The sequence below is a fragment of the Cupriavidus sp. FW305-26 genome (genome assembly GCF_058787975.1).
In genome coordinates this window covers 14586-30007 of the sequence record NZ_JBYTAH010000003.1, presented here as the reverse complement: position 1 = coordinate 30007, position 15422 = coordinate 14586, and the positions used below count along the sequence as shown (strand labels likewise).

The 15422-nt window shown below is 58.8% G+C and carries 14 protein-coding genes and 1 pseudogene; 10 read left to right on the top strand and 5 right to left on the bottom strand.

Annotation, left to right across the window (positions count from 1 at the left end):
• Window positions 1-134 precede the first annotated feature (134 nt).
• The 5 genes and pseudogenes from AC3WQZ_RS03205 (at window position 135) to tnpC (ending at window position 3777) form a co-directional block, all read left to right on the top strand.
• Window positions 135-935, top strand: a complete 801-nt coding sequence (locus AC3WQZ_RS03205; protein ID WP_058698243.1) for an SDR family oxidoreductase — start codon at window positions 135-137, stop codon at window positions 933-935.
• 27 nt (window positions 936-962) lie between these two features.
• A pseudogene (locus AC3WQZ_RS03200) lies at window positions 963-1161 on the top strand (tyrosine-type recombinase/integrase); the annotation flags it as partial.
• Between the two features lie 207 nt (window positions 1162-1368).
• Complete coding sequence (gene tnpA / locus AC3WQZ_RS03195) at window positions 1369-1629, top strand: IS66-like element accessory protein TnpA (protein WP_233528040.1); 261 nt, start codon at window positions 1369-1371, stop codon at window positions 1627-1629.
• Between the two features lie 140 nt (window positions 1630-1769).
• A complete protein-coding gene (tnpB, locus tag AC3WQZ_RS03190) occupies window positions 1770-2108 on the top strand; it encodes an IS66 family insertion sequence element accessory protein TnpB (protein ID WP_058698242.1) in 339 nt (112 codons plus the stop codon).
• A 70-nt stretch (window positions 2109-2178) separates the two neighbouring features.
• Complete coding sequence (tnpC, locus tag AC3WQZ_RS03185) at window positions 2179-3777, top strand: IS66 family transposase (RefSeq protein WP_058698262.1); 1599 nt, start codon at window positions 2179-2181, stop codon at window positions 3775-3777.
• Between the two features lie 502 nt (window positions 3778-4279).
• On the opposite strand, the gene AC3WQZ_RS03180 is transcribed toward tnpC, so the two are convergent.
• Entirely contained in the window at window positions 4280-4687 is a 408-nt protein-coding gene (locus AC3WQZ_RS03180) for a DUF4345 domain-containing protein (protein WP_058698241.1), read from the bottom strand.
• Window positions 4688-4697: 10 nt separating this feature from the next.
• Window positions 4698-5762: a sterol desaturase family protein gene (locus AC3WQZ_RS03175; RefSeq protein WP_327077466.1), complete on the bottom strand. Its 1065-nt coding sequence runs from the start codon at window positions 5760-5762 to the stop codon at window positions 4698-4700.
• 16 nt (window positions 5763-5778) lie between these two features.
• Between AC3WQZ_RS03175 and AC3WQZ_RS03170 the strand changes: the two genes are divergently transcribed.
• The gene (locus tag AC3WQZ_RS03170) at window positions 5779-6777 is read left to right on the top strand and encodes an AraC family transcriptional regulator (protein WP_116318641.1); all 999 of its coding nucleotides are present in this window, start codon (window positions 5779-5781) and stop codon (window positions 6775-6777) included.
• Window positions 6778-7007: 230 nt separating this feature from the next.
• Here AC3WQZ_RS03170 and AC3WQZ_RS03165 read toward each other — a convergent pair whose 3' ends face one another.
• The 3 genes from AC3WQZ_RS03165 to AC3WQZ_RS03155 form a co-directional block, all read right to left on the bottom strand.
• Window positions 7008-7346 carry an EthD domain-containing protein gene (locus AC3WQZ_RS03165; RefSeq protein WP_052495067.1) on the bottom strand — a complete coding sequence of 113 codons (339 nt, stop codon included), beginning with the start codon at window positions 7344-7346 and terminating at the stop codon, window positions 7008-7010.
• Window positions 7347-7673: 327 nt separating this feature from the next.
• Window positions 7674-9299 (bottom strand): GMC family oxidoreductase, encoded by a 1626-nt coding sequence (locus AC3WQZ_RS03160; protein ID WP_199414553.1) that lies wholly within the window; start codon window positions 9297-9299, stop codon window positions 7674-7676.
• Window positions 9292-10668, bottom strand: coding sequence for an MFS transporter (locus tag AC3WQZ_RS03155; RefSeq protein ID WP_070940839.1), 1377 nt, complete (start codon window positions 10666-10668; stop codon window positions 9292-9294). The genes AC3WQZ_RS03160 and AC3WQZ_RS03155 overlap by 8 nt, the downstream gene beginning before the upstream one ends.
• A gap of 1035 nt (window positions 10669-11703) precedes the next feature.
• Here AC3WQZ_RS03155 and AC3WQZ_RS03150 point away from each other — a divergent pair.
• The 4 genes from AC3WQZ_RS03150 to AC3WQZ_RS03135 are packed head-to-tail and all read left to right on the top strand — an operon-like array spanning window position 11704 to window position 15410.
• Window positions 11704-12993, top strand: coding sequence for a cytochrome P450 (locus AC3WQZ_RS03150; protein ID WP_196765234.1), 1290 nt, complete (start codon window positions 11704-11706; stop codon window positions 12991-12993).
• A 23-nt stretch (window positions 12994-13016) separates the two neighbouring features.
• Window positions 13017-13214: a ferredoxin gene (locus tag AC3WQZ_RS03145; protein WP_043355325.1), complete on the top strand. Its 198-nt coding sequence runs from the start codon at window positions 13017-13019 to the stop codon at window positions 13212-13214.
• The gene (locus AC3WQZ_RS03140) at window positions 13214-14410 is read left to right on the top strand and encodes an NAD(P)/FAD-dependent oxidoreductase (RefSeq protein ID WP_058698238.1); all 1197 of its coding nucleotides are present in this window, start codon (window positions 13214-13216) and stop codon (window positions 14408-14410) included. Before AC3WQZ_RS03145 ends, AC3WQZ_RS03140 begins: the two co-directional genes overlap by 1 nt.
• A gap of 31 nt (window positions 14411-14441) precedes the next feature.
• The gene (locus AC3WQZ_RS03135) at window positions 14442-15410 is read left to right on the top strand and encodes a Bug family tripartite tricarboxylate transporter substrate binding protein (RefSeq protein ID WP_043355327.1); all 969 of its coding nucleotides are present in this window, start codon (window positions 14442-14444) and stop codon (window positions 15408-15410) included.
• The last annotated feature ends 12 nt before the right edge of the window (window positions 15411-15422 follow it).

Sequence of the window (15422 nt, the reverse complement as noted above, 5' to 3'; positions counted from 1 at the left end):
CTATAGTGGGCACCAACAGGCGCGCTATGATCACCCCCTATCATCTCACCGGCGTTGCAACCGGCCCGCCACACATGGGGATGCGCCATTTGTCGAACGACGCCCGCACTCCCCACCAGCCAAGGCACACCATCATGGATCTCGAACTCCGCAATCAACGGGTGCTCATCACCGGCGGCAGCCGCGGCATCGGCCTCGCTTGCGCGGTCGGCTTTCTGCGTGAGGGCGCGCGCGTGGCCATCGTTTCGCGCAGCGCAGAAAACTTGGCGAAGGCCTGCGCCAAGCTGGCCGAAGGCCAGGGCGAATTTGCCAAGGACGTGGTCGCGGTATCCGCCGATCTGACCCATATCGCCGAGGCCGCACGCGCGGTGGAAGAAGCGGTGGCAGGACTTGGCGGCATCGACATTCTGGTGACCTCGGCCGGCGCGGCCAAGCGCCGGCCGCCGGACGAGCTGACCCCACAACTGTGGCAGGAAGCCATGACCGCCAAGTACTTCAGCTACATCAATGTGATTGACCCGGTGGTCAAGCGCATGGCGCAGCAAGGGCGCGGCGCCATCGTCAACATCGTGGGCATGGGTGGCAAGATGGCCAACCCCGCCCACCTGGCGGGTGGCGCAGCTAACGCTGCATTGATGCTGGCCAGCGCCGGACTGGCCAATGCCTACGGCAAGCAGGGTGTGCGCGTCAACGCGGTCAATCCGTCGGCTACGCATACCGAGCGCTTGCAGCAGGGCATGGAAGTGGATGCGCGCATCGGCGGCATGACAGTGGAGCAGGCGCTGGCGCGCGCCAACGCGCGCACCGGCCTGGGCCGCCTGGCCACGCCGGAAGAGGTGGCGGACGCTGTGCTGTTCCTCGCCTCGCCACGGGCCAGCTATATTTCGGGCTCCATCCTGTCGATCGATGGCGCTACCACGCCGATGGTAGTCTGAGGTTGCCAGCCTATCGCGTAGGGGCGCATGGCCGCGCAGCGCGTGCGGGGGCGCGCGCCGGGATGGGAACCGCAAGCCGCGGTGCTGGCCAGCGCCTCAGCGCACTGGCTGCGCGCGACAACTTTGGGCACAGCCGACGACGAGCGGCTACTTGCACAGCGAAGAGGATGCGCGGCATGAAGCTACTCAGGAGCGGCATCGGATCGGCTGGGGCAGCAAGAAATAGCAGCCTGCGCCGAACCTTCACCATCGTGAAATTTCGGCGCCATCCCATTGATACAAGCTTCCGTTCAAGTTTTTGGTCGCATCAAGGCGATTAATTGCATTTTATAAGAGCTGCTTACGGAACATGAGGGGTAAGCGTCCAGTTCTTCCGCCTTGAATCGATCCACGGGATCCTGCATCGTCCCCACGATGGAGGATCGTGGGGACGATGGATCGAGTGTCGACAACTATCGAGCGGCCGCGCCGCAGAGAGTACAGCGCCGAGTTCAAGGCGACGGTACTGGAGCAAGCTCGCCAGCCTGGGGCATCGGTAGCCGGCGTGGCGCTCAGCCATGGGCTGCACCCGAACATGGTGCACAGATGGGTCAGAGAGGAACGTGAACGCCAGATGCGGGCAACGCAGCGCGAGGGCCGTGCGTTTATTCCACTGCATGTTCAGCCTTTGACACCAACCATGCAGCCGGCCTAGGCGGTCCCATGCGAGACGCCAGCTCCGGTAGCTCCCGACGCCATCCGCATCGAGATCCAGCGCCCAGGCGGCACGCTGGTTGTGCACTGGCCTCTGTCAGCGGCACAGCAATGTGCCCAACTGCTTCGGGACTGGCTGCGATGATCCGCATCGACGCGCTGTGGTTGGCCGTCGAGCCCATCGACATGCGTGCCGGCACCGAGCGGCTGCTGGCGCGCGTGGTACAGGTCTTCGGCGCAGCCCAGTCTCATCACGCCTACCTGTTTGCGAACGCCCGCCACACCCGCGTCAAGCTATTGATACATGACGGCTTTGGCGTGTGGTGCGCCGCTCGCCGCCTCAACCAGGGACGATTTGTCTGGCCTGCGGTACAGGCCGGCGCCACCGGCGCACAACTGACGCAGGCGCAGTTCGACGCCCTGGTCCTCGGCCTGCCTTGGCAGCGCCTGGAGGACCTGCGCGCCATTACGCGGATATGAGGATGATCACGGCGCGTTGACAGCATAAATCCGGATGGTGGTAGTGCCCGGTGGCTGGCACGATGGCTCCATGCTGAACCTGCGCCAACTACAAGATCAAGGCCTTCAGGACCTCGCGCCCGAGGACGTGCTGGCATTGGCGCAGCAGATGCTCGCACACATTCAGCAGCAGGAACGCGAGATCAAGCTCAAGGACGTCAAGATCGAGAAGATCACCTTCGAGCTGGCGCGACTCAAGGCCTGGAAGTTCGGGGCCAAGACCGAGGCGATGAGCGCTGAGCAGCGCCGGCTGTTCGAGGAGTCCCTGGCCGAGGACGAGGCCAGTCTGCAAGCGCAGTTACAGCAGGCCAAGGGCGAGCCCTCTGTTGAAGACAACACCAGGTCCACGCGCAAGCCCCGTCGCCAGCCACTGCCGGCCCACCTGCGCCGAGTCGAGCATCACCACGAACCCGAGGATACTCACTGCCCAACACCGGGCTGTGGACGGACCATGGTACGCGTGGGTGAGGACGTCAGCGAGAAGCTGGATATCGTGCCGGCGGAGTTCTTCGTGCACCGCCACATCTATGGCAAGTGGGCCTGCCGCTGCTGCCAACGCCTGGTGCAGGAACCCGTCGAACCCCAGATCATCGACGGTGGGCTGCCTGCAGCCGGGCTGGTGGCGCACACGCTGATCAGCCGCTTCGTCGACCATCGGCCTTACTACCGGCAGGAGACGATCAACGCCCGTTCGGGCGTACACACGCCGCGCTCAACACTGGCTGCCTGGTCCGGGCGTGCTGGTGCGGCGCTTGAACCGCTCTATGAAGCGCACAAGCGCTTCGTACTTGCAGCAAGGGGGCTGCACGCCGACGAGACGCCGGTGGCATTGCTCGACCCGGGAGCCGGCAAGACCAAGCGAGCGTACGTCTGGGCCTACTCGCGCGGCGCCTTCGATCCACTGCCTGGCGTGATCTACGACTTCTGTATTGGCCGAGGCGCGCAGTACCCGATTGCCTTCCTGGGAGGTGCTAGCGAAGACCGCAACGAGCGATGTTGGCAAGGTACCTTGGTGCGCGACGAATACGCTGCCTATGACAGCGTGTTGCAAGCCAGCCCCGGTCGCGTAGCGGCGGGATGTCTTGCTCATGCCCGACGTCGGTACGACGAACTGCTGCGGAACCAGGGCAACAGCACGGTCGCCCCAGAGGCGCTGCGTCGCATCGCGCAGATCTACCGTCTTGAGCGCGAGCTCGCCACGCTGAGCAGCGAGCAACGTCAGGCCAGGAGGCACAGCGACGCCAAGCCGCTGTGGGAGCAACTGCATGCCTGGCTGCAACTGGAGCGGTCACGTGTGCCTGAGGGCAGCATCACAGCCAAGGCGCTCGACTACAGCCTCAAGAACTGGCCGACGCTGACGCACCACCTCCTCGATGGAGAGGTCAGTGTGGACAACAACAGCCTAGAAAATCTGATCCGCCCCTGGGCCCTAGGAAGGCGCTCGTGGTTGTTCGCTGGCAGCGAACTGGCCGGTCAGCGCGCCGCGGTCGTGATGAGCCTGGTGCAATCAGCCAGGCTGCAAGGGCACGATCCATGGGCCTACATCACCGATGTGCTGACCCGCCTGCCCACCCATCTGAACAGCCGCATCGACGAGCTGCTTCCCCACAACTGGCGTCCCGCACGCTGAGCGCGTCTGCTCAATCACGCGACAAGTGCGGATCTGACCCAATAGGACTGGGGTCATAGAGTCGCTTTTACAGCAGGTACTCCAGCGCCCGGATGCCGGCGCCCGCTTGTCATTGCGATTCGTCTCGATTTGCCTCGACCAGCCCACGCGTGTAAGGACCGCCGGGCAGCCGTCAAAAAAGCGCTGTGCAGACACGGCATCGAAAGACTCCAGAAGAGACCGAACACTACGGTCCTGGACGCGACCTCCGTAGTCTCTACTGGGGCCAGGCCCCAACACCTTGACTGCTCTCGGGAGAGCTAGCGTTCTCTTCGCTGCGTCGGACCCGTCGCGATGAAAGGATGCTTAGAAAGCGGTGAAGCCCGTCAATGCGGATATCTCGCGCGTTGTCCGCAAGACCGGTATCAGGACAGGTGGAGGTTGATCGGTGCGAGTTTAACTTGATAGGACTGGGTGAACGATGACCTCATGTCCACGCGTCGCGGGCGCTCAAAGTGAGCGCTCATCTCATGGAAGAGCGCGCATCATGTTTGTTGAGGAAGCACAACAGCGCTAGGCCGGTCAATGCCGCTGCTGCTTCGATTCCAAGCAACATTCGAACGAGATCATTTGGCCAACCGTCAGCGGAAATGCTGACCAGCCGCCCGAGCACCAGGCCGCTGGTGAACACGACGTTGATCCACATCGCGGGCTTTCGCCACGCCTTCGAGAGTAGACCCAGGGCCAGCAACAGACTGATACCGAGATGCATGCCACCGTAGTTGGCACGGATCTCATTGAAGGCATTCACCGAATGGGGTTGCATATCGAGGCCCGCCATTGCCGTAACGGGGTCGTGAAACGTATGCAAGCCAATTAGCAGGAAAGCCAGTGCCGAAACGGCCAGGTATATTTGAGAGAGGCGATGCATGAGTTGGCTCTCAGGTAGCGGATGTTGACGGAGTGGGTGTCGACTCACTGCCGGTCGGCTCGTTCCTGTCCACCGTCCATGTGTGGATGGGTTCATGACCACGGCGCACCCATTCCGGCGGCCGCCACAGGTGTTGCAGTCGCTGCCACACGGGCCCCGGTGACATCACGTCACGCCACATGTCGACAAACTCGTGGAGATTCAGCACCAGGATATTGTAGGACTTAATCTGTTGGGTGATGCCGTATTGCACCGTCTCCCGTTCTTCTTCGAAAGTGCCAAACATGCGATCGAAAATGATCAACATGCCACCGTAGTTCTTGTCGATATATTGGTCGTTTCGGCCATGATGGGCACGGTGATGGGACGGTGTATTGAAGATGTACTCAATCCAGCCAGGAAGGCGGCGGATCAGTTCGGTATGAATGAAATACTGATAGGACAGATTCACGGCCAGGATGAGTGCGACTGCGGCCGGCGGCACACCGAGGAGCACGGGAGGAAGGAAAAAGATGAAACTCCCAGCGACCACATTGAGCATCGATTGTCGTGCCGCCGTAGTGAAGTTCATGCTCTCGCCGGTATGATGAACGACGTGCGCCGCCCAAAACCAGCGGATTCGATGGCTGGCGCGATGAAACCAGTAGTAGCAGAACTCGACCGACAGAATGATTGGGAGAATGGTCCAACCGTCCACCGGGATATCAAACAAACGTTTTGAATATACCCACGCATAGATGGATCCTGTCACAAGAGCCACTCCCAGGGGCTCCATGATCTGGTAAGTGGTGCCCAATGCGATGTTCGCCCACACCTCCTTCCAGTTCAGTGTCGATTCGGCTCTACGCCTTCGATTGATCAGGGTCTCGAGACTGAATGCAATGATGAAGAGAGGAACCATGCTGAGCATGAACGCCTGCTTCCAATCCACGGACTTCCCAAATATGGAATGCAGCCAGTTCATCATATCGGACGGCAATTTAGACTCCTGTTCGCTTGGCTTGCCGACAGTTTGATCAAACTGGTGACCCTCCGCATTGACAGTCCTCGACACTTTCTTGACACTTCGCGACATTGTTCATTGTCATCCCATGTCCGCGCCCACCGCTTACTACGCCAGCACCTACGTGAACCTGCTTTTCGACTACTTGCAGGACCAAGGGCTGGATGCCGTGCATGTGCTGGGGGAATCCAGCCCTAATTGCCAGGAAGTGCGACTCTACGCGCTCGATCACTGGCGGCGTTTGCTTGAGCGTGCCGCCGAGGTTTGCAATGATCCGCTCCTCGGATTGCACGTTGGCCAGCGCATTGCGCCTGCGCATCTCGGCGTGCTTGGATACGCACTTGGGGCTTGCCCTGACGTCGGGGCTGTCTTGCAACGCTGGCAACAGTACGACCGTGTGGTTGCAAACGTAACGCCGGCGGAGCTAAGAACCGAAGGTAAGTCCGTCGTGATGACGTGGCCCCGTTCGACGGAACCAACGGGGCCGCTCGTTGACGAAACGGCCTTGGCTGCGATGACCCGTTTCACGCGAGCCATGACAGATGGTGATGTGAGGCTGGAGGAGGTGTGCTTTGTTAACGCAACACCTCAAGACACCACCCCTTATCTTGCATACTTCGGCTGCCCGGTGAAGTTCGACCAACCGGAGACGAGTCTGCGCTTCCCCGCCGACCTTTTGCAGGCGCCTCTGCGTCAACCTGATGAAGCGCTACTGCGAATCATGGAGCTTCAGGTACAGGCTGTGTTGGGTGCCATGCCGAAGATGGATGACATGGAACATGCCATCAGGCAAGCGGTAGCCGGGCTCGCGCGTCAAGGCGAAGTGAGCCTTGAAACAGTGGCTTCCTCCATGCACATGACCCCCCGCACGTTGCAGCGGCGACTCGACAAACTGGGTCTGAAATTTCGCGAGCTACGTGACGACACGAGACGCCGGATTGCAGAGAATTACCTAAAAGATCCACGGCTTTCGCTCGCTGAGGTGGCCTGGATACTTGGGTACTCGGAGCACAGTGCATTTACTCGCGCATTCCGGAGATGGACATCGCAGAGCCCGCAAGCCTGGCGCCGCGAAATGGATGCGTGATCCGCTACGGGCAACAACGCAGTCGCCCATGTGATTGCAGCGCTGAAGGTTTTAGGCTGGCCTCCTGGGCCCAAGTCCCAAGCTCTCGCACCGGGTTGCATGGCCTTCCATCGCCGCTACGGCGGAGTAAGCGACCCGCCCTGGCCCGTCGCCTCACGTGGCGGAGAAGCTGTTGAGCTTCTACCCGACTCATCTTTGAGACGACGGGAAAGCAGGTACTTCCATGCCGTCTACTTACTGCGAATCACCTCGGTGATTGGCTCGAAATAGCAACCATATTTGACATCGCCTACCGTGTCACTCATTTGCATCTCCGCTGTGTTGACGCGAGCCTGGATCCCATCTGTGACGACCTGCGGGTCAGCGGCTTCGCAGTTATAGAGTGCCAGGTACTGCCACGGATGAGGCCCCGCTTTTCGCTGCTGCTCCGTGCGACTGAAGCGCTGTGCACTCACCACGCCCGGTACACGCAACACGTCTGGAAGGTGCTGCTCGGTATACCAGCGATTGAACTCTTCTTCACGCCCCGGAACCGCGTTCGTGAGTACCAAATAGGTGAACTTGACCATTCTTATCTCCTTAAGGTTATTGAAGTACAGGGAATGTCCAGCGGCCGATGCCCTGTGACGCGCCCGTGATGGGTATGTGTTGACTGGCGAGTCCCTTGTTCACGTGGTCCTCTTTGCTGGAACCCGCGCTTTGGCATTCCGGCGGTTTCGGCGCTTGAGAGAAAGGGTGTGGCCCAACGCTTCCATCAAACGACGCAAGCCCGTAGACGTTCCCGTTCGATGCTGGGAAATCTATGCTGCAACCTTTCGTCCCCGTGTAAGGGGACAACCGGGAAGAAGGCGACGGAGCAAGCTCCAATCGCCAGTGAACAGAGTTCTCCGAAAACTTCAACGAGCGGATGTGCGTGAATTTCGTATCAAGTCTGCGGCCTTCTCTGCCATGGCCATAATGGGAAGGTTCGTGTTCCCACTGATGATCGTGGGCATCACAGATCCATCAATTACTCTCAAATTCTCAACCCCGCGAACTTTCAACTCCTCATCAACAACAGCGTTGTCGTCGACTCCCATGCGACACGTGCCAACCGGGTGATAGATGGTTTCCGCATGCGAGCGTATCCATGCCTTACGGGCTGCACCGGTGGAGAAAGCATCGATGTCGAGCCTTCGTTTGATGTACTTCCGGAGCGCCGGCTGGTCGACAATCTCGCACGTGCGTTCCACGCCGCGCACCAAACTCTCCAGGTCAGACTCGTCTGAGAGGAAGCGAGGGTCGATTCGGGGAGAAGCGGACGGATCTGAGGAACGCAGTCGCAGCACGCCTCTACTTTTTGGACGCAGCTGGCATACGCGGACTGCAAATCCGTGGGGAACTTTTTCGTTCGGCGGTGGATTACGCATCGCAATGATCAGATGGGCCTGCCACTCAGGCAGATCCGGATTTCCGCCGGAGCTGTAGAATGCTCCTGCCTCAACGCCTTGAGAGGAAGCCGGCCCGCCTCCTGAAAGAAGATAGCGAGCTCCTGCCATTCCGCCTCTTACCAGGCCGATATAGGGCGTAAGCGTATTGGGCTGCGACGCTTCTAAGCGAATCGCGCAATCAAGATGGTCCTGAAGGTTCTCACCGACGCCTTGCAGATCGACCACGGGAGCGATACCAATCGACTGCAGATGTTTGGCCGGTCCGATCCCCGACAGCATCAGGAGTTGCGGTGAGGCAATGGCTCCTGCTGTCAGAATCACTTCCCGGTCCGCGCGAAGCTCCACCTCCTCCCATCCATCCTCAATCACTACGCCTTGCGCTCGCTTTCCAGCAAGGAGAATCCTGCGGACTTTACAGTTCGCCATTAATGTCAGATTGGATCGGTTACCTGCTCGATCCAGGTAACGATAAGCGCCGGATCGCTTTCCCTCGGCAATCGTAAGCTCGTAGAATCCTGCGCCTACCTGCGACGCGCCATTGAATCCGTTGTTCTCGGGCATACCGGCAGATACTGCGCTCTCTATGAACGAAGTCGATATGGCGTTTTGCTGCGTGCCGTATGACAGGCGAATCGGACCCGCGTACCCGCGATCGTCATTCCTCGCCTTCGTTACCAGTGATGCATCCTCAATCTTTCGAAAATAAGGACGAAGGGATTCATAGTCCCAGCCCGACAGGCCCTGAGATGCCCAGTTGTCGTAATCGGATCGGTTCCCCCGGATAGCAATCATGGAATTGATCGAGGATGAACCGCCCACCACCTTGCCCCGGGGTATATAAATATTCCGATTGTCCAGCTGTGTCTGGGGCTCCGTCCAATAGCGCCAGTTGAATTTTTGACTCTTATAGAGAACCCGGATCCCTGCCGGCATCTGAACAAAGATGGATGACGCGGGAGCGCCCGCCTCTATCAGCAGTACCTTGACGCTGGGATCTTCACTCAGCCGAGAAGCGAGAACACACCCTGCCGAGCCGGCGCCGATAACAATGTAGTCGTATGTAGCGGTTTTCATAATCAGGAGATCACTCAACGCGAGCCGATGCCTTGAGCGCCATGCGCACGCGGCGAATGTGCTCGTCCGACTGTCCGAGCTCGTCAATCGGTACTCGTGACGTTTCAGGAGACGCCAAGATGGCAAAAATAGACAACACCGCGCCTCCCATCATGAAATAGGCGGGTGATGAAGGGTTTCCGGTCAGCTTCGTCAGAGAAGCGCTGATTAAAGGAGCGGTGCCGCCAAATAGCACCATGGCCATGTTGTAGCCTATCGACATGGCGCTGTAGCGTGTGCGTGTCGGAAACAGCTCCGTCATCATGCAGAACGGCGCGCTGCCATACATCCCTATCAGTACACCGACGCTAGCCATCGTGGCAATTACCACCTCTGGTGTCGAGCCCACGACGATCCGGAACAAAGGAAGCGCAACGACGAGGTATGCCAATGCCGCCGTAAAGGCGACGGGTCGTCGACCCACGCGGTCGGATAGCGCTGCAGCGAATGGGATCACAATCACTGAACCCAGAAAGGCCAGGCCGGACGCCGCTAGAGCTTGCCCGCTACTCAACCGACCAGTTGACACGAGATATGACGGGAGATACGCCAGGATCAAGTAGTAAGGGATGCCGTGTGAGATCGCTACGCCAAGACATTTGACAATGCTTCGCCAGTCGTCACGAAGGGCCTCCCGCAATGGTGCTTGTGCCGCGCCCTCGCGTTCCAAGTGCAACCGGAATGCCGGTGTTTCCTCGATGCGCAGCCGCAGCCAGAACGCACCCAACCCAATCGGGCCAGCGATCAGGAAGGGCAATCGCCAGGCCCATGCCTCAACTGCCGTCTGACCAAAAATGCTGGTGATCGCCAGAACAAGACCGGATCCGCTCAACGCACCAATTCCAGCCGACATACCAAAGAACCCGATCACAACGCCACGCCGGCGTGTCGGGGCGTACTCGGCAAGGAATGCGAGTGCTCCACCTGCTTCGCCTCCCGCGGAAAATCCCTGAATCATGCGTAGGGCTACCAGCAGCAAAGGAGCGGCGATGCCAATCGCCTCGTATCCCGGTAGGACACCGACCAACACCGTCGAAACGCTGATCAAACCAACGACAATCGCGAGCGTATCGCGCCGTCCAAGCCGGTCTCCCAGCGATCCAAAAAACAGAGCGCCGAGTGGTCGGGTAACGAATGCGACGGAGAATGCCGCGAAAGCCGCTATCAGGCTAACGATCGGGTCGCTGCTTGGGAAGAACACCTTCGCCAGGGTGGCGGATAGATAGCCATACAACGAGTAGTCAAACCACTCCAGCATGTTTCCCACGGCGGCACCGGAGATCGGCTTGAGAACATCCCGGACCCGCTGGGGGGTGGGGGTCGAACCTCTTCGGGGATGATGTTGCATTGATTTTGTCTCCACTTCTATAAGCAATGTTTGAAAAACCGAAGCGCGCTTACTCTTATTTGTCGTAAATATTAGGTAGCCTACCTATTACAATCAAATAGGCGTTTACCCTCCCATCAACGAAGTCAGGTGGCTGATTTTGAGCCGCAAATGGCACTTTTACACTTTATCTTGACAGACCATCGTGGCGACCTATGCTCCATGTAATCGATTGCATCGTGGAATGGGCTATGCGCCGATGCGAACGAGTGTTGAAAGACCTGCTTTTTTCTTGCGGTGGCCCCCCTAACTAAAGTCGATCACCCCGGAGGTAGCTATGTCACTGATGGCAGCGGTACGCGAGGCGTTCAATCAATGGGAGCGCTTTCGATTCATGTCGATGTTCGAGTACCTCAGTGCCGAGTTAGGGGAGAGCTGGAGCCTATTTATTTGATTTGTAGGCTGCCAAAGCGAGGTCGCTTCGGCTTTCTCGCTTGCCTTCTTGCACCGGCTTCACTGTCCCCCCGCGCCTCTTTAACAACGCGTCGTGAGGCTGCCCCCTTGGTCAGCGAGTGGTGGCGATCGCACACTTCTAACCCCACGTCCATGCGGGTGTTTTTTCACGCCTATGCATAGGTAAGAACCGAAGCCCTGCGATCCCGACCTCACGGAAGGTCCCGGCGTCAAAGGTGGCCTCCAGCAGGTCCCAAGCGGGCCTCCGGCCGCGCCTCACTCGGTACCGACCTCTGTCGTCAGCCAGCCCGGCCGGACCGCATATCTACCCTGGGACGAGCTATAACAACCAGAAGGCAAACAGTCCTCGCGCATACCCAGTGGGTCACCGGCGGCATATCTTGACCACTGAAATCGGCGGTCGCCCGCCTTCAGGCCAACTGGGCTCCCCCAGTCTAGCCACGCCCTCCTCTCCCACCCCTGGTCCCGCTCGAGATTTGTGACGCGAGGTCAATCCTCTGCACCGATTAGGGTAAACCCCTTTTGCACATAGTAGGTAGGCTACCTAATATGTACTCACAATTTCCCATCGGAGACATATTCATGACCGCCCCCCAAACCCCCACGCAGTCGACTGGCTGCCCGTTTCACGCGGCCTCACCTGCGCAGTCCACGTGTCCGATGCACGCTGGCGGGGACAGCGGCATCCCCGACTTTCCGCCCGAACGGGTCGATCCTTTGTCGCCGCCGCCGGTGTACTTCCAGATGCAGCAAGGAAGCGGCTTGGGGCAAGCTAGGCTCTGGGACGGAAAGATCGCCTGGCTGATTACGCGCTATGACGACGTCCGCTCGGTCCTGTCTGACCCTCGCTTTAGTTCTGACATTACGAATCCCGGCTATCCCACTGTCAGTGCTGCAATGAAAGTTGCCCGGGGTAGTAACCGGACCTTCATCACCATGGATGCACCCAAGCATGCAGAGCATCGGCGCATGCTGACAGGTGAATTCTCGATCCGCAAAATCGAGGCCCTTCGCCCGCGGATTCAGGCGATCGTAGACAAGCTGCTGGACGACTTCGCAACAAAGCCTCAACCCTCCGACCTGGTTAGCGCCTTTACGTTGGCTACGCCGGCATTGGCGATCTCAGAGTTGCTTGGCGTTCCGTACGAAGACCATGACTTCTTTCAGGAACTGGCGATGGTCCTGACGTCGAGTAGTGCGACGCTTGAGGAGGCCATCGCCGCAAATCATGAGTTGTGCGAGGTGTACCTGAAGGGCCTGGTGGCGAAGAGATCGGAGAACCCCGGGGAAGATATCCTCAGCCGCCTCATCGTCAATCACGTACGAAAGGGCGATATCACCGAAACGGACGTTGTTTCCCTTGCAAGGCTCTTGCTGATTGCCGGCCACGAGACCACGGCGAATACGACCGCAATGGGAGTGCTTTTCCTCCTGCAACGACCGGATATCTGGAATGAGCTTCGACAAGACACAAGCCTCGTTCCAAATGCGGTGGAAGAAATTCTGCGCTATCTGGATGTCACACATTCAGGAAAGCGTCGTGTCGCGACCGAGGACATTGTCGTGAACGGACAAATGATCCAGGCGGGCGACCCCGTTGTAGTGCTGAGTGTCTCGGCCAATCGCGACAGCTCGAAATTTGAAGATCCGAATGTGTTCGACCTTCGCCGAGATTCAAGGACGCAGGTCTCGTTCGGATACGGCCCGCATCAGTGCATCGGTCAACCCCTCGCACGGCTCGAAATGCAGATCATGTTCACCGCCTTGCTGGAGCGGTTTCCGAACCTCGAGCTTGCTGTTCCCGTGGAAAGCCTTGAGTTCAAGGGCGATTCACTCATGTATGGCGTCAAGGAACTCCCTGTTCGCTGGTAATCCCGACTTAAATGAGAAGCATCATGAAAATCACAATCTACCCCGAAAAGTGCTGCGGTTCTGGTCAATGTGTCGTCAACGCGCCGGATCTGTTCGACCAAAAGGACAATGGCATCGTCATTCTCTTGAACGCAGAGCCGTCGGCTGACCAATTCGAATCAGCACGCCTGGCGGCTGGCATCTGCCCAGCGCTCGCCATCGAGATTCACGAGGATCAGTGATGAACTCCCCCGAGCACATCGTCGTTGCCGGCGCCTCGGCCGCCGGCATCACGGCAGCACGAGCGCTGCGCGCACAGGGCTGGGGAGGGCGGCTCACGCTGATTGGAAAGGAAGGCGGCATGCCCTATGACCGCCCTCCTCTTTCAAAGCGGCTGATGGCAGGAGAATGTCCGGTAGAGGCGCTCAACCTTGTGTCCGAAGACGGCATGAAGGCGCTGAACCTGCACTACCTGGACGGGACATCGGCCACCGGCCTCGATACGGACGCCAGTTCACTGCAACTCAGCAACGGCTCCACACTTCAATATGATCGCTTGCTGATCGCCACGGGCGCGGACGCTCGAGTGATTCCCAACCTCAGCCAGGCGGCGAACTGCTACAGCCTGCGCAACTTAAACGACGCGCTGGCGATTCGGGAACATCTGACTGCCGGAAAGCGGGTACTAGTAGTCGGCGCGGGCTTCATCGGCACAGAGTTAGCGGCGATTGCAAAGACCAGCGGCTGTGAGGTGACCGTCATCGACAAGTCGAAAGTTCCTCTCGGGGCGCGAGTCGGGGATATCGTTGGGAAGCGGATCGAAAAACTCCATGAAGCCAACGGCGTGGTTTTCCACAACGACTGCGAACTCAGGGAGGTGAAATGGCGTGACCGCACCATTACCGAAGTCCGCTTGGACACTGGGGTTGTGATTGCTTGCGACGTAATTGTTGTGGCTATCGGCGCAGTTCCCAGCGTGCAGTGGTGCAGCGGATTAAACATCCGCAGCGGCGTAGTCTGCAATGAATACTGTGAAGCAGCCCCGAACGTATATGCCGCCGGCGATGCTGCAGAGTGGTTTCACAAAGGCTACGGCGAGCACATGCGTATTGAACACCGGACGAATGCAAGCGAACAGGCGATGGCCGCGGCAAAGAACATGCTCGGCTCTCGCGTTGAATACGCTCCGCTGCCGTTCTTCTGGTCGGATCAGTACCAGGTCCAAATCCACAGCTACGGACGCATCGGCCCTCAATACACCGTTGAAGTTGTCGAAGGGGATCAACTGAAAGACGACTCCTGCATCTTTCGCTACTACCAGGGAGACGTTTTGATGGGCGTTCTTAGTTGGAACGCCAGTAGAAAAGCGCGTGAGCACATCAAGCCGTTGAAGGAGGAGTGGACGAAGAGCCACGCTCCAGCTGCGGTAGCAGGTTAAGGCTGTATTTCATAATAAAAGAGGAGACAACATGACAAAACCCGCTTCGGCTATCCGCAGAGCAGTCCTACTCTGCTCCCTGGCCCTGCCCTCCATCCTGTACGCCCAGCAATCTGGCCCGTTGCCGGTCCGGCTCTTTGTTGGCTACGGACCGGGCGGTGGCACCGACGTAGTTGCACGCGCAGTTGGCGAAGAGCTGGCAAAAATCTGGAATCGGCCCGTAATCGTCGAAAATCGGCCAGGCGCAAACGGGGCGATCGCCAGCAAGGCTGTCGCGCGAGCTGAACCGGACGGTTCGATCCTTCTGGTCATGCCCCCGTCCACGTTGATCATCGACGCAAACTTGCGCCCCACTGTTGCTGTCGATCCCACCAAGGAACTCACCCTTGTGAGCGGGCTAGCCGCAACCCCACTCGTTGTGGTGACCCCGGCTTCCGCGCCATACAACAACCTCGCTGACCTCATTAAGGCAGCTCGTGCGGCCAACGGGAAGTTCACGTACGGATGGGCCAACTTGGGCATGCGTGTCGGTATGGAGGAGTTCGCGCAAAAGACCGGGGTAAAGATGACCCCAGTCGGCTACAAGAGTGCTGGGCAAAGTGTCCCCGCTATCGTTTCAGGCGAGATCGATATGCTCATGATCGATATGGCACCGATCGCGCAACTCGTTAAGGCTGGAAAAGTGAAGGCCTTTGCCGTGTCGACGCCAGAACGCTCGCCTATGCTGCCAAACGTCCCTACATTCAAGGAAGCGGGGATTGACGTCCAGCTTACGGGAACCATCGCCCTGTATGCGCCTGCCAAGATGCCCCAGAACGCAATCAAAAAAATGCAGAGCGATGTCGCTACGATTTTGAAGAACGGCGAGCTTCGCACGCGGATGCAAGGCACTGGAATGGAAGTCATTACGCAGTCCCCGGAGGATTTCGAGGGCTACCTTAAGCAGCGCAAGAAGAGCATTGATGCAGTAATTAAGGTCGGTGATTTTAAGCTCGAATAGATCGACCTCCGT